Genomic DNA, 25,648 nt, shown 5'->3' with positions numbered 1-25,648 from the left:
GCGCATGAGAGACAAATCTGGGCCCCGGCGACTCCCGGGACCCAAAACACCCCCCCACCCCCCTGAAAAACACCCCTCTCCGCGGGACCCCCCCCCCCCCCCCCCCCCCCCCCGAGCGCAGCAATGTGGGGGCTTCAGCGCGAGGCGCGCAGCTCCGGGAGCTGGAGCAGCTCGGTCTCGTCATCGGGGGTCAGGTCGACGACCTTCGGCTGACCCTGGACCGCCTGGACCGCCTGGGCTGGCTCCGCCCCGGCACCGGCCGCCACCTGAGCCCCGGCCTGCGCCTCCGCTGCGGCCTCGGCCTGGGCGGCCACCGCCTCGTCCCCGACCACATCGGCCAGGTCCGTGCGCTCGCCGAGCTCCGCGACGCTGCCGACAGCGGGAGCCGGGGCCACCGCCCGGACGGCACCGGCGGAGTTGCGGCCGAAGAAGCTGAAACCCTGCCCGCGTGCCGCCCCGGACTGCGCCGGCCGCGGCCGCTGCCGCTCGGCCGGCACCGCGGGCGCGGTCTGGGCGCCCCCGAGCTGGCCGACCGTCGCCGTCAGGACCGGCCGCACCGGAGCCGCGGGGGCGACCACCGCAGGCCTGGAGACCGCCGGAGCGGGAACCGCGGGAGCCACCGGGGCCGGCACCGCGGGCACCACCGGCGCGGGCGCGGAGACGGGCACCGAAACGGGCGCAGGGGCGGGCGCGGAGACAGCCGCGGGCGCCGTGCGGGCGCGCAACGCGACCTCCGCGCCGGCCGCGCGCTCCCGCTGCTCCTGCTGCGCCGCCGCGCGCCGCTCCAGCTGCCGCAGCACGGACGCGGCACGGACGAAGGCGGCCGGGCTGGCCGGGTACTTGGGACGGCTCGCGGCGAGCGCGCGCTGCGCCGCCTCGGCCTCCTTGAGCGCCTGCTCGGCGACCGTCACGGCCCGCTCGCGCAGCAGGCGGGCGATCTCCGTCTCGGCCTTGGCCAGCCGCGACTTCTCCGCCGTCAGCCGGCGCCCGAACCGGGTCGCCCGCTCCTCGGCGACCTCCGCCGCGTACTCGGCCTCGGCGAGCTGCTCCTCGAAGCGCTCCTCGGCCCGCAGCCGCTGGGCGACGGAGACCTCGGCCGCGGCCCGGGCGGCCCGGTCGCGCTGGCGCAGCAGCACCGCGATCCCGAGCGCCGCGAGCACCGCGGCCACGCCCAACGAGCGGACCAGGGTGGTGTCCTGACTGAAAAGCAGCGCGGCCACCGCGGCGACGATGAGCACGCCGGCGGCGGTGGGGGGAAAGACCCGGCCGAGGACGGAGGAATGACGGTGGCGTCCGCGAGACATGCCAAGAAACTAGCGTGCGAATTGGGGCCGTGTCAGCCCAGGGTCGGCTTTGGCTCTTGACACTGCACAACCTTTACCGCACGTGCCCGGCTCTTCACCCAAGATCACCGACGGCATCGCCCCTGATCACGGAAAGGGGCCTGCTCAGCGGTGTGTGGCCGCCGGCCCGCTCGGGTCGTCGTGATTCTCGGGCAGCTTGCAGACGTGCTGGAGCCAGAGCGCCGCCGCGATCACCGCGACACCGGCCAGCACCGAGAGGCCGGCCGTCACGGCCTGGTCCTTGCGGGCCGCCACGTCCAGCTCGCCGAGCAGGTAGATCCCGGCGCCCGCGTAGATGCCGGTGACCACCGCGGAGACCAGTGCGCTCGCCTGCCCAAGGACGACCGCGCGGGCCGCGCCCAGCGGGTCGACCCCCTTCGCCCCGGGCTGCCGCTCGCGTGCCGCCTTCAGCCGGGACCGCAGCGAGATCGCCGTGGCGAGCAGGATCACCGCCACCGCGGCCAGGACCACCGGCGCCGCGCCGGGCACGGCGGGCAGGGTGTCCAGGGAGGCCCACAGCTTGGCACCGGCCCAGGACAGCGCCGTCGTCGTGGCGGTGATGCCGACCAGCAGGCGGAGGCGAAGCAGCTTCACTCGGACATGGTCCTTCCCGGGGTACCGGAGTCGGGCGGCCGCCCCCGGGCTTGGGGTACGACGGCGCCAGGCCACCGTACCGCCCGGCCAGGCGGGCACCTGCGTGTGCGGCGGACACCTGGTCGTACGGCCGGGGCCCCGCCCGAGTTCCCCGGCCGCCCGGGCGGGGGCGCCCCCGTGCGGCCGGCCGGGCCCGGGCGGGCGAAGGCCCTACTCCGGCAGCGTCAGCCGGATGTCCTCGCGCCGCCGGACGCCCTGCGCGTCCGCGCCGCCGAGCGCCTGCAGCAGCGCGGCGACCTGCCCGTGCCCGGGCACCTCGGCCTCCGGCTGGGCGTCCAGCCAGGGGGCGAGCACGAACGCCCGCTCGTGCGAGCGCGGGTGCGGCAGCAGCAGCTGCGGGTCGTCGCTGGTGACGCCCTCGTAGGCGAGGATGTCGACGTCCAGGGTGCGCGGTCCCCAGTGGGCGGTGCGGACCCGGCCGAAGGCGTCCTCGATCGCGTTGCCGCGCTCCAGCAGGTCGCGCGGGGGCAGCGAGGTGCGCAGCACGACCACCGCGTTGTAGTAGTTGGGCTGCTCCTCGGGGCCGCCGACGGCCTCCGTCTCGTAGACGGCGGAGACCGCCTTGATCCGGAGCCCGGGGGTGTCGGCGAGGGCGTCGACGGCGCCCTGGAGGGTGTCCAGGCGGTTGCCCAGGTTGGAGCCGAGGGCGATCACGGCGCAGCGCTGGCTGTGCAGCGTGGAGTCGGCCGAGTCCACCCGGCGCTCCAGGTCGAATGTGGTCGGCGAGGCGGTCGGGTCGCTCGTGGTCATCGGAATCCCTCTGCAACTGGAACGGGGTGCGCGGTCGAGCTCATGCGCGGCCCCGGTGAATGGTCACGGTCACGTCGTCGAACGGCACGGTGATCGGGGCGTCCGGCTTGTGCACGGTGACCTCGACCTCCTCCACCGCTTCGTGCTTCAGGCATTGGTCGGCGATGCGCTGGGCGAGGGTCTCGATCAGGTCGACGGGTTCGCCGGCGATGATCGCGGTGACCTCCTCGGCCACGATCCCGTAGTGCGCCGTGCGGGTGAGGTCGTCGCCGGACGCGGCGGGGCGGGTGTCCAGGTAGAGCACCAGGTCCACGACGAAGGTCTGGCCCTCGACGCGCTCGCGCTCGAAGACGCCGTGGTGGCCCCGGGCACGCAGGCCCCGCAGGGTGACGCGGTCCAGCAAACGAATCACTGCTCCCAGTCGGACGGGCCCTGCCCCGGACGGAACGTGGGCAGGCAGGGCGAAGGCGGGCATCGCGCCCGCCACTCCGTTTCGAATCTACCTGCGAGCGCGGACAACGCCTGACCGTCCTACCCGGCACGAACCGTCGCCACGCACGCCGGAATGGCGATTGACGTGAACGTTCGGTGACCGATCCGAAATTCCCGGACGACCGTCGGGCTCCGTTTTCCCGACGGCCCCCGGATCAGTCCTCGTCCTCGTCGTCACCGCTGGTCAGCACGGGTGACCCATGGTGCGACCAGAGCTTCCAGCCGGCCGAGGTACGGCGGAAGAGATTGGTCGAGACGACCTTTCCCCCGACCAGCGGCCCGAGTTCGCCCTCCTCCTCGGCCTCCCCGCCGGAAAGGATGTTCTCCGTGCACGTGACAAGAGCCACATCGCCGTGAACCTCGGCCTCGACATCGGTCAGGATGAACTGGATGTACTCCGTGTTCGCCATGATCAGCATGTACGAGCGGGTCACCTGGGCCCGCCCGCGCAGCACCGGCCAGCCGGGGTGCACGCACACCACGCCGCCCTTGTCGTCGGCCTCGGCGGCCCCCAGCCAGGCGTCCTCGACCGCCTCCAGATCGCCGTTCTCCAGCGCCTCGTACAGCGCCCGGTTGGCCTCCAGTACGGCCTCCCGGTCCGCCTCTCCGGCTCGTTGACCCGCAGTCTCGCCGCTCACCCTGCCGTCACCTGCCACAGACCCTCCCGTTTCACCCGCCCTCCTTGCCCGCCGTCGGGCAGGAGGGGCCCAACCGGGCCGCGCGCTGCCAGGCCGCGACCACCCGGACGGCATCCGCCGTGCCGGACACGTCGTGCACCCGTACCGCCCAGGCACCGGCCCGGGCCGACAGCACCGACACCGCAGCGGTCGCGTCGTCGCGCTCCCTGGCCGGGCGCAGCTCCCCGGTTTCCGGGTCGGCGAGCAGCGTACCCAGGAACCGCTTGCGCGATGCGGCCACGAGGACGGGACGGCCGAGCCCGGTGAGCGCATCGAGCCGGCCGAGCAGCGCCCAGTTGTGCTCGGCGGTCTTGGCGAAGCCCAGGCCCGGGTCCAGGATCAGCTGCTCCTCCTTGACGCCGGCCGCCAGGAGCGCGTCCACCCGGGCGGTCAGCTCGCCGACCACGTCGGCGACCACGTCGCCGTAGACCGCCAGCTTGTCCATGTCGGCGGACTGCCCGCGCCAGTGCATCACCACGAACGGGGCGCCGGTCTCGGCCACCACCCGGGCCATCGCCGGGTCGGCCAGGCCGCCGGAGACGTCGTTGATGATCCGGGCGCCGGCCGCCACGGCCTGCTCGGCGACGGAGGCGCGCATGGTGTCGACGGAGACCACCACCCCGGCGTCGGCCAGTTCGCGGACCACCGGCAGCACCCGGCCGAGCTCCTCCTCCTCGGGCACCCGCTCCGAGCCGGGTCGGGTGGACTCGCCGCCGACGTCCACTAGGTCCGCGCCGCGGGCCCGCAGCGCGAGGCCGTGCGCGATGGCGCGGGCGGGGTCGTGCCACATCCCACCGTCGGAGAAGGAGTCGGGGGTCACGTTGACCACACCCATCACGGCGCAGCGGTCGAGCCGCGGAAGTCCGGCCGGCAGGGAGAAGGACAGCGAATCGCTCATGCTCCCCATTATCGAACCGGGCCCCCACCGGATGTTTCCCGGTGGGGGCCCGATCAGTGGTGCGGCGCGGCTCAGGCGGCTTCGGTGACCTCCGGGCGCGACCCCGGCATCAGGCCCTGCCGCTGCGGCTTGCGGCCGAAGCGCGGCATCCCGAGCGTGATGAAGGCCTCGGCCTGCATCGCGGCGAAGCCGATCCGGGGCAGGTCGCGGGTGTTCGGGAAGACCAGGAAGCGCGGCTCCCACTCGGGCTGGAACTTGGCGTTGAACTTGTACAGCGACTCGATCTGGAACCAGCGCGAGAGGAAGACCAGCAGCCCGCGCCAGGCCCGCAGCACCGGCCCGGCACCGATCCGCTCACCGCGGGCCAGCGCCGAACGGAACATCGCGAAGTTGAGCGAGACCCGGCGGATGCCCATCGCCGGCACCGCCTGCAGCGCGGCCACGATCAGCAGCTCGTTCAGGCCCGGGTCGGCGGCGCGGTCACGGCGCATCAGCTCCAGCGAGATGCCGTCCGGCCCCCACGGCACGAAGTGCAGCACAGCCTTGAGGTCGTCGCCGCTCTCGCCCTCCTCCGGCGCCTTGTGGGCGGTGACCACCACGCAGTCGTCGTCGCCCGGGTCGCCGAAGCGGCCCAGCGCCATCGAGAAGCCGCGCTCGGTGTCGGTACCGCGCCAGCGGGCGGCGGCGTCGGCGATCCGGTACTTCTCCTCCGCGGTGAGGTCGGCGACCTTGCGCACCTGGCAGGAGTAGCCGTTGCGCTCGATCCGCTTGACCATCTGCCGGACGTTGCGCATGGCCCGGCCGGAGAGCGAGAAGGTACTCGTGTCGACGATCGCCTCGTCGCCGAGCTCCAGCGCGTCCAGCCCCGCCTCGCGGGTCCAGACCTCGCCACCGACCTCGCTGCAGCCCATCACGGCCGGCACCCAGGCGTGCTCGCGGGCCTCGGCCATGAAGACCTTGATCGCACCCGGCCAGGCCTCGACGTCGCCGACCGGGTCGCCGGAGGCGAGCATCACGCCGGAGACCACCCGGTACGAGATCGCCGCCTTGCCGGTGGGCGAGAACAGCACGCTCTTGTCGCGGCGCAGCGCGAAGTAGCCGAGCGAGTCCCGCTCGCCGTGCCGGTCGAGCAGCGCGCGGACCTTCACCTCGTCCTCGGCGGTCAGCTCCGGCTTGGGCTTCTCCGGCCGCAGCGCCAGGTACGCGGTGGTGAAGGCGGTGATCAGGCCCATCCCGCCGAGCAGGTAGGCGACCAGGTCGGAGACCTTGTCCGAGGTGTAGTCGACCGGTCCTTCGAAGCCGAACAGCCCGTACCCGACGTGCTCCAGGCGGTGGAACAGGCCCGGGTGACCGATCTCGTACTTGGTCCGGGTGGACACGATCAGCAGGCCGATCAGCACGCTGACGGTGCCCATCACGGCCAGGTTGACCACGGCCCGCCAGCGGGTGCGCGGGTCGGCCTTGGCGTAGAACTCGCGCCGGTGCACCAGCATCACCGCGAACAGCACCAGCGAGACCACCGCCGGGCCGATCTGGTGCCAGCGCAGGATGTGCAGCGCCGCGCCGACCGGCAGCAGCACGCAGACCGCGCGCCAGGCCCGCCGCTTGCGCCGGCGCAGGGCGTGGGCGAGCAGCACCAGCAGCAGGCCGACCATGAGCGTGCCGGCCGCCGCCAGGGTGGTGGTGCCGCCGGGCAGCTGCCCGGTGAGGTCGTGCACCTTGGTGTGCCGGAGCTTGGGGAACACCGCGCTGGCGATGTCCACCAGTCCGATCAGCAGGCAGGCGTAGCCGACCGCACCGGGGAGCCAGGCCCTCGGGACGGCGGCCGCTTGGGTACGAAGCGTCTGCAGGCCGCGGCGGCGGGGCGGCTGCTCGGGGCTCGGCTCAACGGACACGGGAACGCTCATGGAAGCTCAGCGTAGAGGCTGCGGAGCGCAGTCCTGTCACTCCGGGGGAGGAGTTGTGATGGACCTTCATGCCTTTTCCTTCATCAGGCAATGCACACACCAAACATCCGGAAACGGAAGGTAAACCGGTGTTCGACGTGCGCTGCGATTGAGCCGAGGGGTGGGAGCCGGGGCCCGGCACCGCGTGGCGCGACGAGCCCCCGCATACGCGGTACGTACGGTGGACGCCGCATTCTAGGGCGCCGGTTGCGTGGGATCACCCCCGGCCTCCCGGCCCGCCCCGACGTCCGGACAGCCTAGCCGCGATGGCCGGAACTGACGGACCGCCAGACGATGAAGCCTGCCCGACAGTGTCCCAGCGGAAGGCCGACGGCATGGAACTGACCAGCGACGCGCTGGTGAACTCGCTGCTCGCACTCGGCGCGGCGGCCCTGCTCGCCACGCTCTGGCTCTGGCCCCGGCTCGCCCGCCAACGCCCCTTGCCGGTGATCGGCCGGATCGGCCTGATGGCAGTCACTCAGGTCTCGGTGCTGGCCGTGCTGGCGCTGTCGGTCAACAACTCCTTCGGCTTCTACACCTCCTGGGACGATCTGCTCGACCCCGGCGGCGCCAAGCTGACGCTCACCAGCAACGAGAACCACCACGGCGGCACCCCGGTCTCCGACGCGCTGATCCAGCCCAGCAACGAGGGCGGCATGGAGGCCGTCACCGACCTGCCCAAGGGCCCGCCGGAGGAGGTCGGCAAGATCGAGTCCGTCCGGGTCACCGGCAAGGAGACCGGCCTCTCCGACCAGATGTTCGTCTACCTCCCGCCGGAGTACTTCGCCCCGAAGCTCGCCATGGTGCGCTTCCCGGTGCTGCTGGGCATCTCCGGCTTCCCCGGCACCAGCCTGAACCTGATGAAGGAGCTCCCCGTCCCGCAGACCGCCTGGGAGCTGCGCAAGGCCGGCAAGATGGCGCCCGCGATCATCGTGATGACCCGCCCGACCGTCGCCCCGCCGCGCAACACCGAGTGCGTGGACGTCCCCGGCGGGCCGCGCACCGAGTCCTGGTTCGCCACTGACGTGCCCGAGGCACTGCGCGCCACGTACCGGGTCAGCCGTTCCGCCTCCTCCTGGGGCGTGCTCGGCTTCTCCACCGGCGGCAGCTGCGCGATGCGGCTGGCGATGCGCTACCCGGAGGTCTTCGGCAACGGGGTCGGCATGCACGGCGACTTCAAGGTGGCCGAGGACCAGTTCACCGGCGGCAACCTCTTCGGCGGAGACAAGGGGCTGGCCGACCAGAGCGACCTCAACTGGCGGCTGCAGAACCTCCCCGCGCCGAACCTCTCGCTGATGGTGATCAGCAGCCGCAAGGAGGCCGACTACCCGGAGACGGTGAAGTTCGTCGAGCTGGCCCAGCAGGTGTCGGCGGCCAACCCGCAGTTCAAGGTCGAGTCGCTCTACCTGGACGACGGGGGCCACAACTTCGAGAGCTGGCTCCGCGAGCTGCCCGCCGCCCTGGAGTGGATGGGCGCCCGGCTCACCTGGACCTGACCGCCGCCCGGTGCCCGGTGCCCGGCGCCCCGCCGCCGGTCGGGTGATTACCGGCTGGTCGGGCGGGCCGGCCGGCACCCCGCGGGAACGTATCGCGACCGCCCGACCGACCGGCCGGTGTCGGCCCGGATCCGAGCAGGAGGCCCCATGCTCAGCACCCGATCGCTCTTCAACGAGATCTACCGGAACGACGAGGCCTACCAGTTGTTCTGCAGCATCGCGGCCGGTGGCGAGGACCAGGGCGGCTGGGAGAACGAGCGGATCACCGCACTCACCCGGGACCCGATCCTCGCCCCCAAGATCGCCCGGCACGGCGCCGACGAACGCAAGCACGGCCGGATCTTCACCCAGCTGCTGAACAAGCGCGGCCTGCCCAAAGTGGACGTCCCCGCCGAGGCCGACTACTGCATGCTGCTGGAGCGCCAGGGCGTCGGCCTCTCGCACGAGCGGCTGAACAGCGACATCCCGCTCGCCGAGCGCGAGATCATCACCTACCTGGTGCACAGCCGGGTCACCGAGCAGCGCGCGGCCGAGCAGATGCGCCAGCTGGTCAAGGTGTACGGCGACAACCCGGACCTCGGCCGGGCGATGCGGATGATCTCCGCCGACGAGGACAACCACCTCGCCTACTGCCACGAGGAGCTGCTCCGGCTGGCCGCCGAGGGCCACGGCCCGTACATCCGGCACACCCTGGAGACCAGCGCGCGCGGCGAGATCCGCACCCACCGGGACGTCGGCCTCGCGGTGACCGGCCGGATGGCGAAGATCCTCCGCTGGCCGCGCTGGCAGCTGGCCGTGGTGACGGCCGGCGTCCACGCGCTCTACCTCTACGACCTGGCGTTCGGCTGGCGGCGGATGGTGAAGCTGCGGATGCCCGAGCGCCGCAACGCCCTGGGCACCCCGGCCCCGCCGCACGCCGAGCAGGGGTCGCTCTGAGCGCCCTCTCCGACTGCCGCTGTGCCCCTACCGCTACCGCTACCGCCCGATGATGAGGCTCATCGCCTCGGCCCGGGTGGCCGGGTCGCGGAGCTGGCCGCGCACGCAGGACGTGATGGTCTTGGCGCCGGGCTTGCGGATACCGCGCATCGACATGCACATGTGCTCGCACTCGACCACGACGATCGCCCCGCGCGGTTCGAGGATCCGCATCAGCGCGTCGGCGACCTGGCTGGTGAGCCGCTCCTGCACCTGCGGGCGGCGGGCGTAGACGTCCACCAGCCGGGCCAGCTTGGACAGGCCGGTGATCTTCCCGCTGGCCGACGGGATGTACCCCACGTGCGCCACGCCCCGGAACGGCACCAGGTGGTGCTCGCAGACGGACGTCAGCTCGATGTCCTTGACCAGCACCATCTCGTCGTGGCCGAGGTCGAAGGTGGTGGTGAGGACGTCCTCGGGCTCCTGCCAGAGGCCCGCGAATATCTCCTTGTATGCCCGGGCGACCCGGGCCGGCGTCTCCAGCAGCCCCTCGCGGTCCGGGTCCTCCCCCACGGCGAGCAGCAGCTCGCGGATGGCGTTCTCGGCCCGCTTCTGGTCGAAGATCCCGACGGCGGGCGGACCGTCGAGCGTCACCGGGTCGATCATGCGGGCCTCGCTAACTAGTGGGAACGACTGGCTGAACAGCACGGATGCCGCGCCTCCAGGGTACAAACCCCGGTGACGCGGCATCCATTCCGTACTGTCCAGGCGCCGGATCAGCCCTCCGTGGGCGGCTCCGCCGGCAGCGGCGGGAGCTTCACCACGTCCACCGGGGCGGTGTCGGTGGCGGCGGCGCCGTTGGTGAGCGCCAGCTCCTTCGGCGACTGCACCGGCGGCCGGGTGGACGGCGTCCGACGGGACGAGCCCGTCCAGGCCGGCCGGGCCGGGCGCTTGACGATGGTCGAGAAGATCTCGGCGATCTGCTCCTTGTTGAGGGTCTCCTTCTCCAGGAGCTCCAGGACCAGGTTGTCGAGCACGTCGCGGTTCTCGACCAGGATCTCCCAGGCCTCGTTGTGCGCGTTCTCGATGAGCTTCTTGACCTCTTCGTCGACCAGCCCGGCGACCTCTTCCGAGTAGTCGCGCTGGTGGCCCATCTCACGACCGAGGAACGGCTCCGAGTTGTCCGAGCCGAACTTGATCGCGCCGAGGCGCTCGGTCATGCCGTACTGGGTGACCATGGCCCGCGCGGTGGCGGTGGCCTTCTCGATGTCGTTCGAGGCACCGGTGGTCGGGTCGTGGAAGACCAGCTCCTCCGCCGCGCGCCCGCCCAGCATGTAGGCCAGCTGGTCGAGCATCTCGTTGCGGGTGGTGGAGTACTTGTCCTCGTCCGGCAGCACCATGGTGTAGCCGAGGGCCCGGCCGCGGGACAGGATCGTGATCTTGTGCACCGGGTCGCTGTTGGGGCACGCCGCCGCCACCAGGGCGTGACCGCCCTCGTGGTACGCGGTGATCTTCTTCTCCTTGTCGGACATGATCCGCGTGCGCTTCTGCGGACCCGCCACGACGCGGTCGATCGCCTCGTCCAGGATGTTGTTGTCGATCAGCTTCTTGTCCGAACGGGCGGTCAGCAGAGCGGCCTCGTTGAGGACGTTCGACAGGTCCGCGCCGGTGAAGCCGGGGGTGCGCTTGGCGACGGCCGAGAGGTCGACGTCGGGCGCGATCGGCTTGCCCTTCTGGTGCACCTTGAGGATGTCCAGCCGGCCCTGGAGGTCGGGGCGCTCGACCGCGATCTGGCGGTCGAAACGGCCCGGGCGCAGCAGCGCCGGGTCCAGGATGTCGGGGCGGTTGGTCGCGGCGATCAGGATCACGCCGCCCTTGACGTCGAAGCCGTCCATCTCGACCAGCAGCTGGTTGAGGGTCTGCTCGCGCTCGTCGTGGCCGCCGCCGAGGCCCGCACCGCGGTGCCGGCCGACGGCGTCGATCTCGTCGACGAAGACGATCGCCGGGGCGTTCGCCTTGGCCTGCTCGAAGAGGTCGCGGACGCGGCTGGCGCCGACACCCACGAACATCTCGACGAAGTCGGAACCGGAGATCGAGTAGAACGGCACCCCGGCCTCGCCCGCGACGGCACGCGCCAGCAGGGTCTTACCGGTACCGGGCGGGCCGTACAGCAGCACACCCTTGGGGATCTTGGCGCCGACGGCCTGGAACTTGGCCGGCTCCTGCAGGAACTCCTTGATCTCGTGGAGCTCCTCGACCGCCTCGTCCGCACCGGCGACATCCGAGAAGGTGGTCTTCGGGGTGTCCTTGGTGAGCAGCTTGGCCTTGGACTTGCCGAACTGCATGACGCGCGAGCCGCCGCCCTGCATCTGGTTCATCAGGAACAGGAAGACCAGCACGATGATCACGATGGGCAGCATCGACAGCAGGAGGCTGACGAAGGTGCTCTGCTTCTCCGGGCTGATGGTGTAGCCGTCGGAGAGTGTGCTCTGGTCGTTGTCGTTGATCTGGGCCTGGAGCTTGTCGGCGATCCCAACACCCTGGTCGCCGATGTACGAGGCCTGGAACTTGCTGCCGGACGGGGGCTTGCCCGTGCCGGCGTCGGACAGCTTGGCGCCGTCCTTCAGCTGGATCTTGATCGTGTTCGAGTCACCGGTGGTGATCTGCGCCGACTTGACCTGCTTGGCATCGATCGCTGCGACGACCTGCCCGGTGTCCACCGTCTTGTAGCCGTTCGAGTCAGAAACGACCTGCATCAGCACGATGACGGCGAGGACGGCCAGCACGATCCACATGATCGGCGCACGGAAGTATCGCTTGACGTCCATCCATGCGGGGCGTTGCCGCCCCGTCCCTCCTGCCACTCAGCGGCGCCGCGGGGCTCGAGGGCCGCCGGCGCATCCGGTTTCTGCTCATGTGAAGAGCGGTTTTATTGGACCGTACCGCAGTCCGACCCGCCGGTGGCGGGAGCACAGCGACACGACGTATTTCTATTTCCCCCGATCCAACGGGCGGGAACGGCGTACTGTTCCCGCCCGTAGCCCGAACGGGGCCCCGGGACCGTTTTCTCAGCCGCCGTAGACGTGCGGGGCGAGGGTGCCGATGAAGGGGAGGTTGCGCAGCTTCTCCGCGTAGTCGAGGCCGTAACCGACCACGAACTCGTTGGGGATGTCGAAGCCGACGTACTTGACGTCGATCTCGACCTTGGCCGCGTCCGGCTTGCGCAGCAGGGTGCAGACCTCCAGCGAGGCCGGGCCGCGCGAGCCCAGGTTGCCGAGCAGCCAGGACAGGGTCAGGCCCGAGTCGATGATGTCCTCGACGATCAGGACGTCCCGGCCGGCGATGTCGGTGTCGAGGTCCTTGAGGATCCGCACCACGCCGGAGGACTTGGTACCCATCCCGTACGAGGAGACCGCCATCCAGTCCATGGTGACCTGCGAGTGCAGGGCACGGGCGAGGTCCGCCATGACCATCACGGCCCCCTTGAGGACGCCGACGATCAGCAGGTCCTTGCCTGCGTAGTCCCGGTCGATGCGCTCGGCCAGCTCCAGGAGCTTGGCGTCGATCTCGTCCTTGCTGATGAGCACCTTCGCGAGGTCAGCGCCCATGTCGTTCTGGTCCACCGGGGATACGTCCTCAAACGTTCGGGGTCTGGATGGCCGGCGGCCCGGCGCCCCGGGGGCATGCCTGCCCGTCAGTCGCCCTGCCGCCGAAAGACCAGCGTGCCACACCTGCGGGTGGCTTCGACGCCCCCGGGTAGGTGCAACGGTCCCTGGCCGCGCCATCCGGTGACCAGCAGGTCGATCGTTTCGAGGTGGCGCGCGAAGAGGTCCCCGGCCGGGCAGCCCGCCCGCAGCGCGGCCCGGCGCAGCACCCGGCGGCGTACCGCGGGTGGCAGTTCGGCCAGCTTGGCGGCGTCCAGCGTGCCCTCGCCCGTCCGGAGGTCGCGCTCGGCCAGCGCGGCCCACTGGTCCAACGCGTCGGCGTCGTCCCGGAACAGCCGGGCGGTGCGGGCCAGCGCCTCGACCACGCCGCCGCCGAGGTGCTTCTCCAGCACCGGCAGCACCTCGTGGCGCACCCGGGAGCGGGTGTAGGCGGGGTCGCAGTTGTGCGGGTCGTCCCAGACCGGGATCGCCTGGGCGGAGCAGGCCTGGCGGGTGGCGGCCCGGTCCAGCTCCAGCAGCGGGCGGCGGTAGCGGCCCTTCTGGGCCGGCATCCCGGCCAGCGAGCGGGAGCCGGAGCCGCGGGCCAGGCCGAGCAGCACCGTCTCGGCCTGGTCGTCGCGGGTGTGGCCGAGTAGGACGGCGACCGCTCCGTGGCGCTCGGCGGCCTCGTCCAGGGCTGCGTAGCGGGCGTCCCGGGCGGCGGCCTCGGGGCCGCCGGCGTGACCGACCCGGACCGGGACCGCCTCGACCGGGTCGAGCCCGAGCGAGCGGAGCCGCTCGGCGACCTGGGCGGCGCGGTCGGCGGAGCCGGCCTGGAGACCGTGGTCGACGGTGACGGCGCCGACCCGCAGACCGATCTTGGGGGCTTCGAAGGCGGCCGCGATGGCCAGCGCCATGGAGTCCGCGCCACCGCTGACGGCGACCAGGACGAGCGGCGAACCGGGCGCGGCCGGGGTGCGCGGCAGCCCGGAGGGGTGGCGGTGGGCGTTGCCGATCAGGGTGGTCCCGACGGCGGCGCCGACCAGCGGCGCCCCGCTCGGGCGGTCGCGGGGCTCGCGCACGGGCGCGGTGAAGGTGGTGCCGGCCTCTGCGGCGAGGTCGGTGAGCGTGCGGCGTACGGCCAGGCGTATCGCGGCGACAGCGGGGTGTGGTCCCACGGCGGACGGCTCCTTGGCGGAGGGGGGACAGGACGGCGGTGGGCGCGGCGGGGACCGCGCATCTGTGAGCACCGTGTTACCGGGCGCTCACAGATGGTGGCAGAAAGGAGGCACCCGCTACGCCACCCGCGCCACCGGTACGACCACCGTCCCACGTTCGGGTGAATGGAGAAACGTATCTTCACCCGCCATCTGCACGACTGGACCACTCGTACGAACGGGTTTGACCGCCGTCGACCGCCTTTCAGGCCGCAGCCCCCGCCCCGCCCCGACCGAGCAGCCCGCGAACCACCGCCCCGAGCCGAAGGGGCACGCCGGTGCCGAGAGGGAGGAGCGAGGAGGCCCCGAGGAACGAGGGAGAGCGGCCCGGAGGCGAGCGGGCGAACTACCTTGCGACTCGGGCCACCCAGGCCGCCGGATCGTGGATCTCGTCCTTGGTCGGCAGCGTGTTCGGCGACGTCCAGACCCGGTTGAAGCCCTCCATGCCGACCCGCTCCACCACGCCGCGCACGAAGACCGCGCCGTCCTGGTACTGGCGGAGCTTGGCGTCCATGCCGAGCAGCCGGCGCAGCACCAGGTCCAGCCGGTTGGCTCCGCGATCCCGGCGCTGCTGGAACTTCTCCCGGATCTCCGCGACGCTCGGCACCACCGCCGGGCCCACGCCGTCCATCACCACGTCCGCGTGGCCCTCCAGCAGCGACATCACTGCCGTCAGCCGGCCCAGGATCTCGCGCTGGGCCGGCGACTGGACGATCTCCAGCAGGCCGGTGGAGGCCTGTCCGGCCTCGCCGCGGCCGCCGAGGCCCGGCAGGCCGCCGCCGAGCGAGCCGGCCGCGTCGCGCAGCCGGTCCAGCAGCGCCCCCGGGTCGACGTCCGTCTCGGACAGGAAGGACTGCACCTCGGACTGGATGTGGTCACGCAGCCACGGCACGGCGGTGAACTGGGTGCGGTGGGTCTCCTCGTGCAGGCAGACCCAGAGCCGGAAGTCGGCCGGGTCGACGTCCAGCTCCCGCTCGACGTGCACGATGTTCGGCGCCACCAGCAGCAGCCGGCCCGGGCCGGGGCCGTCGGGGCCCAGCCGGGGCTTGTCGAACAGCGCGGCCGGGCTGTCCGGCGCCTCCAGCGAGGGCTCTGCCGGGGCGAAGGTCTCGTACTGGCCGAGCACCTTGGTGGAGAGGAAGGCCAGCAGGGCGCCGACCTCGATCCCGGTGGCCTTCTCCCCCACCGTGCCGAGGACGCCGGCGGCCGCGCCGCTCGCCCGGCGGGCCTGGAGCTTCTCCACCAGCGGCTGGACGATCGTGCGGAAGCCCGCCACGTTGGCCCGCACCCAGCCGGGGCGGTCCACGATCAGCACCGGGGTCGCGGCGGCCTCCACGAGGCTGCTGGACCGCATGCCGGTGAACGCCCGGACGTGCTCCTCGGCCTCCAGGGCGTGCCTGCGCAGCTCGGCCACGACGGCCGCCGCCTCGGCGCGGCTCACCTCCGGGCCGGGCCGCACCAGCCTGGTCGCGGTTGCGACCGCGAGATTCCAGTCGACCATGTCAGCACCGCCGCTCGCGCTCGTCATGCCCTCACCGTACGTGCTCTCGCCCATCGGGGGGAGCCACAGGTACCGACGGCCTGCGGGGCGGCACCGGACGAGGACCGCGCGAACGGCGCCCGGCCGCCGGGATCGCGCCCGGCGGCCACCTGTCGGACCGTCAGTGGCAGCCGCAGGCGGCGAGGCGGGCGACGATGCGGTCCATGGCGGCGCGGGCGGTGTCGGCGGAGGCGGTGGTCCTGGTCATCACGGCGAAGGACAGCAGCCGGCCCTCGGCGTCCACCACCGTGCCGGCCAGGGTGTTGACGCCGTTGAGAGTGCCGGTCTTGGCGTGGACCAGGCCGGCCGCCTCGGCCGCGCCGGAGCCGGAGCCGAAGCGCTTGCCGAGGGTGCCGGTGAAGCCCGCGATGGGCAGGCCGGTGAGCACCGGACGCAGCGTCGGGCGCTGGTCCGAGGCGGCCAGCGAGAGCAGTTGGACCAGGACGGCCGGCGGGATCGCGTTGCCCGTGTGCAGTCCGCTGCCGTCGTTGAGGGACACCCCGGTCATCGGCACGCCGAGCCGGGCGAGTTCCTGGGTGACGGCGGTGGCGGCGCCCTCGAAGCTGGCCGGCTGGTGCGCGGCGAGCGCGGCCTGACGGGCGATCGCCTCGGCGAGGGTGTTGTCGGAGGTGGTCAGCAGCCGTTCGACCAGGCGGGCGACGGTCGGCGAGTCCACCCGGCCGAGGACGGGCGCGGTGGCGGCCGCGGGGGCGGCGGCGGGCTTGGCCCTGCCCTCGACGGTGACGCCCTGGGCCTTCAGCGCGGCCGCGAAGGCCTCGGCGGCCGCGCCTGCCGGGTCGGCGACGCGGGCGGGCGCGTCCTCCCTGCTCTTCGGGTCGACCTTGCCCTCGTCCACCATCAGCGAGGTGACGAGCGCGATGTTGTAGCCGTCGTGGTTCTTGTGCTGCGGGCTGCCGGAGTACAGCGAGAGGTCGTAGTCGAGCTTGACCGTGGTGGTGCCGGTGGCCTTGAGGGCGGCGGCGGTCTGCCGGGCCAGTGCGTCCAGCGAGGCGGGGGCGGTGTCGGCGTCGGCGGGCAGGCCGGCGATCTGCACCTGGTCGGCGGGCAGCGCGGTGAGGGTGGGGTCGCCACCACCCACGAGGGTGATCTCGCCGGGGTCGGTGCCCTTGACGACCCGGGTGGTCAGCCGGGTGTCGCCCGGGATCAGCGAGAGCGCGGCGATCGTGGTCGCCAGCTTGGTGGTGGAGGCGGGCGTGGCGGGGGTGTTCTCCCCCGAGCCGTAGAGGAGCCGGCCGCCGGCGGTGTCCGCGACGGCGAAGCTGACGGTGCCGAGGTTCCGGTCCCCGAGCGCGGTGGCGAGCGCCTGCTGGAGACCCTGGCCCGTGGGCAGCCCGGCGGTCGGCCCGGCCTCGACGGAGGCCAGCACGGCCCCGGCGGCGGGGGCCGGGCGGGCGGTGGCCGGCGAGGCGGGGGCACCGGAGGCGGTGGTGGGGTCGGCGACCGGTCCGTTGCCGGCGCCGGTTCCGGCCGGGCGGGGCGTCTCGGTGGCGCCGGTGCGCCCCTTGCCCTTGCCGTTGTTGCCGTTGCCCCCGTTGTCGCCCTTGTCGCCCTTGTCGCCGGGTCTGCCGTCCCGGTCGTCGCCCTCGCCGCGGCCGGTGGTGCTCTGCCCTCCCGGCGACGGGGACGGCTGCGCGTACGCACCACCGCCCGAGGTCAGGACCGCCCCGGCGACCAGTAGTGCCGCCCCGAACAGCCCCGCGGCCGTCCCCCTGCGGCGGCGCCCCGCCCCGACCCCTGCACCCACCGACCGGCCCCTTTCCTGAGCACTCACTCCCGTAGGAGACACTTGGATTCTGTCAGTCCCTACCTTGGAGGAACCGTTGGAATTCGACGTCCTTATCGAAATCCCTAAGGGCTCTCGCAACAAGTACGAGGTCGACCACGAGACCGGTCGCCTTCGTCTCGACCGGATGCTGTTCACCTCGACCCGCTACCCCGCCGACTACGGCTACGTCGAGGGCACCCTCGCGGACGACGGCGACCCGCTGGACGCCCTGGTCATCCTCGAGGAGCCGACCTTCCCCGGCTGCCTGATCAAGTGCCGCGTCATCGGCATGTTCAAGATGACGGACGAGGCCGGCGGCGACGACAAGCTGCTCTGCGTCCCGGCGACGGACCCGCGCTGGGAGCACCTGCAGGACATCCACCACGTGTCGGAGTTCGACCGCCTGGAGATCCAGCACTTCTTCGAGGTCTACAAGGACCTGGAGCCGGGCAAGTCGGTCGAGGGTGCCAACTGGGTCGGCCGCGCCGAGGCCGAGGCCGAGGTCACCGCGTCGATCAAGCGACTGGCGGAGCAGGGCGGTCACTGAGCCGTCGTACCGATCTCGTTCGCCCAGGGCAGTTCGAGGTAGGTCGAGGCAGTCGGAGGCCGGGGTACGCGGAATCGTCCGCGGGCCCCGGCCTTCGCCGTGTCCGGGGCCGGGTCTGGGTCCGGGGCCGGGGCTGGGGCGTGGTCCTGGCCTGCGCCCGGGGTTGCGCCCGGGGTTGCCGACACCCTGTCGGCATCACGCGAACTTAGGCTAGGCTAACCATAATGAGCCGGGCCGATTTCGATCCCTGGAGGCCGCATGTCCACGCCCGAGCAGCCCATCCCGTTCTCCACCGTGCTCCGTACCGCCAGCAGCGAGGAGCACGAGGCCGCGGAGCAGTCCTCGTTCATGAGCCACCTGCTCGGCGGGCGCCTCGGGATCGAGGCGTACGCCGACCTCACGGGCCAGCTCTGGTACGTCTACCGGGCCCTGGAGGGCCGGGCCGGCGAGCTGGCGGAACACCCGGTGGCCGGGCCGTTCATCGACCGGGCGCTGCTGCGGACCGCCGCCATCGAGCGCGACCTGGCACACCTGCGCGGCCCCGGCTGGCGCGCGGGGCTGACGCCGCTGCCGGCCACCGCCGCGTACGCGGCCCGGGTGGAGGAGCTGGCGGCCGAGTGGCCGGCCGGGTACGTCGCGCACCACTACACCCGCTACCTCGGCGACCTGTCGGGCGGTCAGATCATCCGCGGGATCGCCGAGAAGACCTGGGGCTTCGAGCGCAAGGGCGACGGCGTTCGGTTCTACGTCTTCGAGGAGGTCGACAACCCGGCCGCCTTCAAGAGGCAGTACCGGGCCAAGCTGGACGCGGCCGGGCTGGCACTGGACGAGGTCGGGCGCCGCCGGGTGGTCGAGGAGTGCAAGCGGGCCTTCGAGCTCAACGGTGCGATCTTCCGCGACCTCGATGCGCGCTACCCGCTGAGCGCCTGAACGTTTCTTCAACCAACGGCCCGGCCCCGGCGAGCCACCACTCGTCGGGGCCGGGCCGTTGCGGTTGCCGGATCAGACCTGCGGGCTCCGGCGGCGGACCAGCACGGTGGCGCCGCCACCGGCCAGCAGCAGCCCGACGGCGGTGACCAGCAGCGGCACCACCGGGGCGGACGAGCCGGTCGACGCCAGCACACCGCCGAGGCCGGTGCTGCCGGTGGCGGTCAGCGAGGCGCCGCCGGCCGTGCCGGAGCCGGTGCCCCCGGCGCCGGCCACCGCGGCGACCGGTGCGGGGCCCGGCAGCCGGGCGCCACGGCCGAAGGCCAGCGAGACGGAGACCGGGTCGAGTGCCTCGCCCGCCTGGTAGTTGCCGAACGCGGGCACGCCCTCGGCCGTCAGGGTGGCCGGCAGGCCGGAGAGCGTCACCACCCCGTCGACCGGGGTCACCTTCGCCTTGGCGAGGTCCAGCTTGGCGAGCCGGACGGCGGCGAGCGAGGTGGTCGTGCCGTCCTGGGCCTTGGCGTTGACGTCGGCGGTCAGGTAGGCGCCGTCCTTGTCGATCTTCAGGCCGAGCTTGGCGAGCGTGGTGTCCAGCTGGTAGCCGCCGCCGGCCGCGTCCGGGTGGCCGAGGAAGCGGACCGAGCCGTCGAAGCCGGCCGCCACCGTATGGCTCGTGGTGTTGTACGTGCCGGTGCCCCCGCCGAAGCGGTAGTCGGCCGCGCCGCCGCCGAACTCCACCTTGCCGCCGGTCATCGGCTTGGCCAGGTAGGAGCGGAAGCTCTCCTTGACCGACCAGTCCAGGGTGCCGTTGACGATGGCGAGTTCGCCGTTGCCGCTCGGCGCGGTGGTGGCGGACGGGGTGCCGCTCGAAATGGGCGTGCCGGTCGCGGACGGGGTCGAGGTGGCGGATGCCGTCCCGGTGGCCGAGGCGGTGGCCGTGGCGGTGGCGGTGGCGCTCGACGAGGCCGTCGCGGACGGCGAGGCGGACGCGCTCGGGGACTGGCTCGGGGACTGGCTCGCGGACGGCGTGACCGTCGCGGTGGCCGAGGCCGAGGCCGACGCGGTCGGCGACGGCGTGGCCGGACTCTGCTTCAGCAGCAGCGACAGCGGGTCCATGTCCGCACCCGCCTGGTAGAAGCCCGCGAACGCCTTGGCACCCTGCTCGGTGAGCCTGGCCGCCGTCGGCACGCCGTTGGTGGTGTCCCGCGCGACGGTGAACGTCACCAGCGGCACGTCGTCCCGTCGGGTGATCTCGGGGGCTCCCATCGACTCCTTGGACGCGGTGTCGGCGGTGAGCGTGCCGGTCGTCCCCGAGGTGGTGAGCTTCAGGTCGCTCAGCGCGATGTCCAGCGCGCCGTGGTGGGCGGTGAACCGGACGCCGCCGGTGAAGGCCGAGCTGAGCGCGTGGGTGGTCAGGTCGTAGCTCGCGCTCGCCAGGCCGAAGTGGAAGCTGCCGTCGGCGTTGGCGGTGGCGCCTCCGGTCAGCTCCACGGCGCCCTGGCCGATCGGCCCGTTGACGTAGCTGCGGAAGCTCGCCTTCACCCCCCAGTCCAACGCGCCGGTGTCGTAGGTGACGCTGCCGGGCCCGCCGGCACCGAAGGCCAACGCGGGGGCGCCGACGGCGGTCAGACCGAGGCCTGCGGTGGCGGCCGCGAGGGCGGCGAGCCGGGGGCGGTTGCGGCGGCCTGCGGGCAGGACGGTGCTGCGGGACATGGTGGGACTCCGTTCGGTGAGCAGGGGAAGGAGGCCGACGTCAGGCCGGGTCGGCGGGGGTGACGGGGTGGGCCGGGTCGGCATCGGCATCGGCGGGGGCGGAGGCCGGGCCCGCGGGGGCGGTCCGGCGCCGGTGCCGGGCGAACACGCCGCCGGCCACGGCCAGCGCGGCCACCAGCAGCCCGCCGGCCACCACCCCCACCGGGACGCCGTCCGAGGAGGAGGGCGCGGCGACGGTTGCCGCGGTGGAGGGTGTCGTGGTGGCGGCCGGGCCCGGAGCGGCTGGTGTGGTGGGCGCGGCGCTGCCGATGTCCGGCAGCGGGGGCAGCGCCGCCGCCGGGTCGAGGGCGACGGCGAAGCTCAGCGGGTCCATCTCGGTGCCCGCCGGGTAGAGGCTGCCGAAGGCCTTGGCGCCCGCCTCGGTGAGCTTGAGCGGCACCTCGACGGCCTTCAGCAGGCCGCCCTCGGTCTTCAGGCCCGCCGCGTCGAAGGCGGCAAGCTCGACGCCGGACAGCTGCTGTGCCGTGCCGTCCGGCGTCCGGCCGGAGACGTCGGCGGTCAGCCGGCCCTGGCCGCCGGTCACCGTGACGCCGGGGTCGGCCAGGGTGAGGTCGAGGCCGAGGCCGCCGCCGCCCGGGAGGCCGGTGAAGCGGACGTTGCCGCTGAAGGCGGCGGTGAGGGTGCCGGCCGCCGGGTCGTACGTGCCCTTGGCCGAGGTCCAGCGGAAGAACGCGCCGCCGTCCGCCGCGCCACCGCCGAGCTCCCAACGGCCCTTGGCGATCGCGCCGGTGACGTAGTCGCGGAAGGTCCGGCGGACGCCCCAGTCGAGCGCGCCGTTGGTGAACTCGGCCTTCACTGGGGCCGCCGGGGTCGCCGGGGCCTCGCTCGAAGACGTGGCCGTCGGCGCGGCGGGCGGGGTCGGCGGGGCTGGCGGGGAGGCTGCCGCCGACGTCGCCCGCGCGGCAGGAAGGTTGACCGAGAGGCTGACCGGATCCAGTGCCGTGCCGGCGGTGTAGAAGCTGCCGAAGGCCTTCGCCCCGGCGTCGGTGAGCGTGGCGGGCACGCCGCTGAGTGTCAGGGTGCCGGCCGCGCCGCGCAGGTCTACGCCGGCCAGGGAGAGATCGGCCAGCTTGGCCTGGCTCGCGCTGCTGACCTGACCGGTCTCCCTGGACTTGCTGCTGACGTCCGCGTACAGCCCGGCCGCGCCGCCCGGGGCGGCCCGGAAGGTGAGCCGGCCGATGCTGAGGTCGAGGGCGTCGGCGCCGTTCTCCCGGTGCCCGGTGAACCGGACGCCGCCGGAGAAGGCGGCGCTCAGCGCGCCGGTCGCCGGGTCGTACGTGCCGGCGGCCGAGTGGAACCGGAAGGTGCTGCCGCCGACCGTGGCGGCGCCGCCGGTCAGCCCCCAACTCCCCTTGGCGATCGGGCCGGTGACGTACGTCAGGAAGGACTGTTTGATCCCCCAGTCCAGCCGCCCGCCGGAGACTCCGCCCTCCGCCGCTGCGGCCCGGCCGGGCAGCAGCGCCACGGCCAGGAGGGCGGCGAGGGCGGCCACCAGGGTGGCGGCCAGGCGACGGAGCCGTCTGGGCAGAGGCACGGCGGATCACTCCTCGGCACGACTGGGGAAGGGGTCGGCGCAGCGCCGACCCCCTTGCGAAACTCAGGTAAGGCTAACCTAATATATGAGTCAAGAGTCCCGCCTCAGCCCCTGACCACCGGGCCGTCGGCGGCGCCAACTCCCGTCGAAGGGAAACACGTTGAGCAGCAGTACGATCCGAGACCGGGCGGCCCGCGGGCCCGCCCTCCTGCTGCTCGCCCTCGGCCTGCTGCTCACGTCCACCGCCTGCGGCCCGGCCTCCGGCACCACCGGCGCAGCCTCCGGGAGGAGCGCCTCGAAAGCCCCCGACACGGTCGAACCGCTGCCCGGCGAAGCCGCACCCCGGCTGCCGGCCACCGCCGCCTCCGCCGACGGCCGCCAGGTGACCGTCACCAGCGCCGACCGCATCGTCCCGCTCAACGGGAGCCTCGCCGAGATCGTCTTCAGCCTCGGCCTCGGCCCCAAGGTGGTCGCCCGGGACGTCTCCACCACCTTCCGACAGGCCGCCGCCCTGCCGGTGATCACCCAGGCCCACGACGTCTCCGCCGAGGGCGTGCTCTCGCTCCGCCCGACCGTCGTCCTCGCCGACCGCTCCACTGGCCCGGCCGAGGCGGTCGCGCAGATCCGTGCGGCCGGCGTCCCGCTGGTCGTCCTGGACGACGCCAAACAGCTCGCCGACGTCGGCCCGCGGATCGACACCGTCGCCGCCGCCCTCGGAGTCCCGGACGCCGGGCGGCAGTTGAAGGAGCGCACCGAGCAGCGGATCACCGGGGCGAAGGCCGCGCTGCCCGCCACCGACCACCACCCCAAGGTCGCCTTCCTCTACCTGCGCGGCAGCGCCTCCGTCTTCCTGCTCGGCGGCCCCGCCTCCGGCGCCGGCTCGCTGATCGAGGCGGTCGGCGGCGAGGACGCCGGCAAGGCCGCCGGGCTCACCGGCGACTTCACCCCGCTCACCAGCGAGGCCCTGGTCAAGGCCGCCCCCGACGCGATCCTGGTGATGAGCAAGGGCCTGGAGTCGGTCGGCGGCGTCGACGGCCTGCTCAAGCTGCCCGGCGTCGCCCAGACCCCGGCCGGGCTGGACCGCCGGATCGTCTCGATCGAGGACGGCCAACTGCTCAGCTACGGCCCGCGCACCCCGCAGGTGCTCCGCGAGCTCGCCGAACAGCTCTACCCGGCGGCGGCCGCCAAGTGAGCACCGCCGTACGGGAGAAGAGCGTCCCGCTGCCCACCATCCGGAGCCGGACCGCCCTCGTCACCGCCGCGCTCGCCGCCGCCCTGGTGCTCTGCGCCCTGCTCGCGGCCGGCATCGGCGCCTACCGCATCCCGCTCGGCGACATCCTCGCCTCCTTCGCCCACCGGCTCGGCCTCGGCGGGCACCGACTGGACCGCGTCCCCGAATCGGTGCTCTGGAACGTCCGCCTCCCCCGGGTGGTGCTCGCCCTGCTCGTCGGCGGCTCGCTCGGCTGCGCCGGCGCGCTGATGCAGGGCGTCTTCGGCAACCCGCTGGCCGAGCCGGCCGTGATCGGCGTCTCCTCCGGCGGCGCGGTCGGCGCGGTGGGCTGCATCGTCCTCGGCCTGGACGCGCTCGGCAGCTGGACGGTGACCGTCGCCGCCTTCGCCACCGGCCTGTCGACGGTCTTCGCGGTCTACGCGATGTCCCGCTCCGGCGGCCGCACCGAGGTGGTCACGCTGATCCTCACCGGGGTCGCCGTGAACTCCTTCTGCGGCGCCCTGATCGGCCTCTTCCTCTTCACCGCCGACTCGGCAGCGATCAGCCAGGTCACCTTCTGGCAGCTCGGCTCGCTCTCCCAGGCCTCCTGGGGAAAGGTGCTCGCCGTCCTGCCGTTCGCCGCCGCCGGGCTGGCCGTCGCCCCGCTGTACGCGCGGAAGCTGGACCTGCTGGCGCTCGGCGAACGCCCGGCCCGCCACCTCGGGGTGGACGTCGAACGGATGCGGCTGGTGCTGATCACCGTCGTCGCGCTGCTCACCGCCGCCGCCGTCGCGGTCAGCGGCATCATCGGCTTCGTCGGCCTCGTCGTGCCGCACCTGCTGCGGATGGCGGTCGGCCCGGGCCACCGCTTCCTGCTGCCCGGCTCCGCACTCGGCGGCGCGCTCGTCCTGGTCGCCGGCGACCTCGCCGCCCGCACCCTTGCCGAGCCCGCCGAACTGCCGCTCGGCGTGCTCACCGCGCTGATCGGCAGCCCGTTCTTCTTCTGGCTGCTACGCCGGACCAGGACCAAGCAGGGAGGCTGGGCATGAGGCTGCGCACCCGCCACGAGATACCCGAACGGCCCGCACCCGGCGTCGAGTTGCTCACCGCCGACGCCGTCCGGCTGACCGTCGGCGGGCGCGAACTGCTGGCCGGCGCCGCGGTCGGGGTGACGGCGGGCGAGGTGGTCGCGCTGCTCGGCCCGAACGGCGCCGGCAAGTCCACCCTGCTCTCCGTCCTGGCCGGGGACCTCCCGCCGACCACGGGTGACGTCCGGCTGCTCGGCCGCCCGCTGAGCGGCTACAGCACCGCCGAACTCGCCCGGCACCGGGCGCTGCTGCCGCAGTCCGCCGCGCTGTCCTTCCCGTTCCCGGCGGGCGAGGTGATCCGGATGGGCCGCGCCCCCTGGGCCGGCACCGCGGCCGCCGCCGAGGACAAGGCGGTGGTCGCCGAGGCGATGGCCGCCACCGAGTCCGCCGCCTTCGCCGACCGCCCGTTCACCGCGCTCTCCGGCGGCGAACGGGCCCGGGTGGCGCTCGCCCGGGTGCTGGCCCAACGGACCCCGCTGCTCCTCCTGGACGAGCCCACGGCCGCACTCGACCTGCGCCACCAGGAGCTGGTGCTGCGGGTGGCCCGGGCCCGCGCGGCCGCCGGGGACGGCGTGGTCGTGGTACTGCACGACCTCTCGCTGGCGGCGGCCTACGCGGACCGGGTGGTGCTGCTGACCGGCGGTGCCACGGTGGCGGCCGGCCCGGTGGCCGAGGTGCTGCGCGCGCCGCTGCTCAGCGAGGTGTACGGCCACCCGGTCGAGGTGCTGCCGCACCCACGGACGGGCGTCCCGCTGGTGCTGCCGGAGCGGGGCTGAGGCTCAGCCCTCGCCGGCCCCGCCCCTCACCGGCCCGCCCTCATTGGCAAGGACCTCGGCGGCTCGGCCCTCGTCGGCTCAGCCCTCGTCGTCCAGCCGGAAGCCGATCTTCAGGCCGACCTGGTAGTGCTTGATCCGGCCGTCCTCCAGGTGGCCCCGGACCTGCGTCACCTCGAACCAGTCGAGGTTGCGCAGCGTCCGGGACGCCCGCTCGACCCCGTTGCGGATGGCGGCGTCGATGGACTCGGTCGAGGACCCGACGATCTCGGTCACCCGGTAGACGTGCTCACTCATGCGTCCACCTCGCTCCGCTCGGCGGGGGCATTCGCCCACACGCGCCTCTCGATGACTCGCTCGCTTCGCTCACTCATGGCGGACTCCCTCTCTGCGACGGCCCCCGGTCCACCGTGCACCGCCTCCGGTCGCTCCGCACCC

At 73.2% G+C, this 25,648-nt stretch carries 23 protein-coding genes; 7 read left to right on the top strand and 16 right to left on the bottom strand.

The window, feature by feature from the left end:
• Positions 1–134: 134 nt before the first annotated feature.
• From ACZ6NC_RS36890 to ACZ6NC_RS36860, 7 genes are all read right to left on the bottom strand, one after another.
• Complete coding sequence (locus ACZ6NC_RS36890; RefSeq protein WP_465738250.1) at positions 135–1,304, bottom strand: hypothetical protein; 1,170 nt, start codon at positions 1,302–1,304, stop codon at positions 135–137.
• Between the two features lie 144 nt (positions 1,305–1,448).
• Entirely contained in the window at positions 1,449–1,937 is a 489-nt protein-coding gene (locus tag ACZ6NC_RS36885; RefSeq protein WP_465738249.1) for a DUF3180 domain-containing protein, read from the bottom strand.
• A gap of 210 nt (positions 1,938–2,147) precedes the next feature.
• Positions 2,148–2,747: a 2-amino-4-hydroxy-6-hydroxymethyldihydropteridine diphosphokinase gene (gene folK, locus ACZ6NC_RS36880; protein ID WP_465738248.1), complete on the bottom strand. Its 600-nt coding sequence runs from the start codon at positions 2,745–2,747 to the stop codon at positions 2,148–2,150.
• Positions 2,748–2,787: 40 nt separating this feature from the next.
• The gene (folB, locus tag ACZ6NC_RS36875) at positions 2,788–3,147 is read right to left on the bottom strand and encodes a dihydroneopterin aldolase (protein WP_030059580.1); all 360 of its coding nucleotides are present in this window, start codon (positions 3,145–3,147) and stop codon (positions 2,788–2,790) included.
• A gap of 247 nt (positions 3,148–3,394) precedes the next feature.
• Complete coding sequence (locus tag ACZ6NC_RS36870; protein ID WP_465738247.1) at positions 3,395–3,877, bottom strand: nuclear transport factor 2 family protein; 483 nt, start codon at positions 3,875–3,877, stop codon at positions 3,395–3,397.
• A 31-nt stretch (positions 3,878–3,908) separates the two neighbouring features.
• Positions 3,909–4,814: a dihydropteroate synthase gene (folP, locus tag ACZ6NC_RS36865; protein ID WP_465738246.1), complete on the bottom strand. Its 906-nt coding sequence runs from the start codon at positions 4,812–4,814 to the stop codon at positions 3,909–3,911.
• Positions 4,815–4,885: 71 nt separating this feature from the next.
• Positions 4,886–6,721, bottom strand: a complete 1,836-nt coding sequence (locus ACZ6NC_RS36860) for a phosphatidylglycerol lysyltransferase domain-containing protein (RefSeq protein WP_465738245.1) — start codon at positions 6,719–6,721, stop codon at positions 4,886–4,888.
• Positions 6,722–7,095: 374 nt separating this feature from the next.
• On the opposite strand from ACZ6NC_RS36860, the gene ACZ6NC_RS36855 reads away from it, so the two are divergent.
• Complete coding sequence (locus tag ACZ6NC_RS36855; protein WP_465738244.1) at positions 7,096–8,256, top strand: alpha/beta hydrolase; 1,161 nt, start codon at positions 7,096–7,098, stop codon at positions 8,254–8,256.
• A gap of 147 nt (positions 8,257–8,403) precedes the next feature.
• Positions 8,404–9,192: a ferritin-like domain-containing protein gene (locus ACZ6NC_RS36850; RefSeq protein WP_465738243.1), complete on the top strand. Its 789-nt coding sequence runs from the start codon at positions 8,404–8,406 to the stop codon at positions 9,190–9,192.
• Between the two features lie 39 nt (positions 9,193–9,231).
• Here ACZ6NC_RS36850 and folE read toward each other — a convergent pair whose 3' ends face one another.
• From folE to dacB, 6 genes are all read right to left on the bottom strand, one after another.
• A complete protein-coding gene (gene folE, locus ACZ6NC_RS36845) occupies positions 9,232–9,837 on the bottom strand; it encodes a GTP cyclohydrolase I FolE (RefSeq protein ID WP_465614340.1) in 606 nt (201 codons plus the stop codon).
• Between the two features lie 110 nt (positions 9,838–9,947).
• Entirely contained in the window at positions 9,948–11,999 is a 2,052-nt protein-coding gene (gene ftsH / locus ACZ6NC_RS36840) for an ATP-dependent zinc metalloprotease FtsH (RefSeq protein WP_465738242.1), read from the bottom strand.
• A 240-nt stretch (positions 12,000–12,239) separates the two neighbouring features.
• Positions 12,240–12,794 carry a hypoxanthine phosphoribosyltransferase gene (gene hpt / locus ACZ6NC_RS36835; protein WP_030059589.1) on the bottom strand — a complete coding sequence of 185 codons (555 nt, stop codon included), beginning with the start codon at positions 12,792–12,794 and terminating at the stop codon, positions 12,240–12,242.
• A 71-nt stretch (positions 12,795–12,865) separates the two neighbouring features.
• Entirely contained in the window at positions 12,866–13,993 is a 1,128-nt protein-coding gene (tilS, locus tag ACZ6NC_RS36830; RefSeq protein ID WP_465738241.1) for a tRNA lysidine(34) synthetase TilS, read from the bottom strand.
• 385 nt (positions 13,994–14,378) lie between these two features.
• Positions 14,379–15,560 (bottom strand): zinc-dependent metalloprotease, encoded by a 1,182-nt coding sequence (locus tag ACZ6NC_RS36825; RefSeq protein WP_465738240.1) that lies wholly within the window; start codon positions 15,558–15,560, stop codon positions 14,379–14,381.
• 133 nt (positions 15,561–15,693) lie between these two features.
• Positions 15,694–17,337: a D-alanyl-D-alanine carboxypeptidase/D-alanyl-D-alanine endopeptidase gene (gene dacB, locus ACZ6NC_RS36820; protein WP_465738239.1), complete on the bottom strand. Its 1,644-nt coding sequence runs from the start codon at positions 17,335–17,337 to the stop codon at positions 15,694–15,696.
• 76 nt (positions 17,338–17,413) lie between these two features.
• Here dacB and ACZ6NC_RS36815 point away from each other — a divergent pair, with 76 nt between their 5' ends.
• Both ACZ6NC_RS36815 and ACZ6NC_RS36810 read left to right on the top strand, forming a co-directional pair.
• Positions 17,414–17,905, top strand: coding sequence for an inorganic diphosphatase (locus ACZ6NC_RS36815; protein ID WP_148643392.1), 492 nt, complete (start codon positions 17,414–17,416; stop codon positions 17,903–17,905).
• Between the two features lie 258 nt (positions 17,906–18,163).
• Positions 18,164–18,835 carry a biliverdin-producing heme oxygenase gene (locus ACZ6NC_RS36810; RefSeq protein ID WP_465738238.1) on the top strand — a complete coding sequence of 224 codons (672 nt, stop codon included), beginning with the start codon at positions 18,164–18,166 and terminating at the stop codon, positions 18,833–18,835.
• Between the two features lie 72 nt (positions 18,836–18,907).
• Here the strand turns inward: ACZ6NC_RS36810 and ACZ6NC_RS36805 are convergent, their stop codons facing one another.
• Together ACZ6NC_RS36805 and ACZ6NC_RS36800 are read right to left on the bottom strand one after the other, a co-directional pair.
• A complete protein-coding gene (locus ACZ6NC_RS36805) occupies positions 18,908–20,545 on the bottom strand; it encodes an HtaA domain-containing protein (RefSeq protein ID WP_465738237.1) in 1,638 nt (545 codons plus the stop codon).
• A gap of 40 nt (positions 20,546–20,585) precedes the next feature.
• Complete coding sequence (locus ACZ6NC_RS36800) at positions 20,586–22,139, bottom strand: HtaA domain-containing protein (RefSeq protein ID WP_465738236.1); 1,554 nt, start codon at positions 22,137–22,139, stop codon at positions 20,586–20,588.
• A gap of 160 nt (positions 22,140–22,299) precedes the next feature.
• Here ACZ6NC_RS36800 and ACZ6NC_RS36795 point away from each other — a divergent pair, with 160 nt between their 5' ends.
• The 3 genes from ACZ6NC_RS36795 to ACZ6NC_RS36785 are packed head-to-tail and all read left to right on the top strand — an operon-like array spanning position 22,300 to position 25,213.
• Positions 22,300–23,331 (top strand): heme/hemin ABC transporter substrate-binding protein, encoded by a 1,032-nt coding sequence (locus ACZ6NC_RS36795; RefSeq protein WP_465738235.1) that lies wholly within the window; start codon positions 22,300–22,302, stop codon positions 23,329–23,331.
• Positions 23,328–24,398: a FecCD family ABC transporter permease gene (locus ACZ6NC_RS36790; protein ID WP_465738234.1), complete on the top strand. Its 1,071-nt coding sequence runs from the start codon at positions 23,328–23,330 to the stop codon at positions 24,396–24,398. The genes ACZ6NC_RS36795 and ACZ6NC_RS36790 overlap by 4 nt, the downstream gene beginning before the upstream one ends.
• Positions 24,395–25,213 (top strand): heme ABC transporter ATP-binding protein, encoded by an 819-nt coding sequence (locus ACZ6NC_RS36785; RefSeq protein WP_465738233.1) that lies wholly within the window; start codon positions 24,395–24,397, stop codon positions 25,211–25,213. Before ACZ6NC_RS36790 ends, ACZ6NC_RS36785 begins: the two co-directional genes overlap by 4 nt.
• Positions 25,214–25,291: 78 nt before the next feature.
• Here the strand turns inward: ACZ6NC_RS36785 and ACZ6NC_RS36780 are convergent, their stop codons facing one another.
• On the bottom strand, positions 25,292–25,507 hold the full coding sequence (locus ACZ6NC_RS36780) for a dodecin (protein WP_465738232.1): 216 nt from the start codon (positions 25,505–25,507) through the stop codon (positions 25,292–25,294).
• Positions 25,508–25,648: the final 141 nt, after the last annotated feature.

The organism is Kitasatospora sp. NPDC041988 (assembly GCF_055588525.1).
Note: the sequence above shows the minus strand (reverse complement) of the source record. Positions and strands in the feature narration are given on the sequence as shown.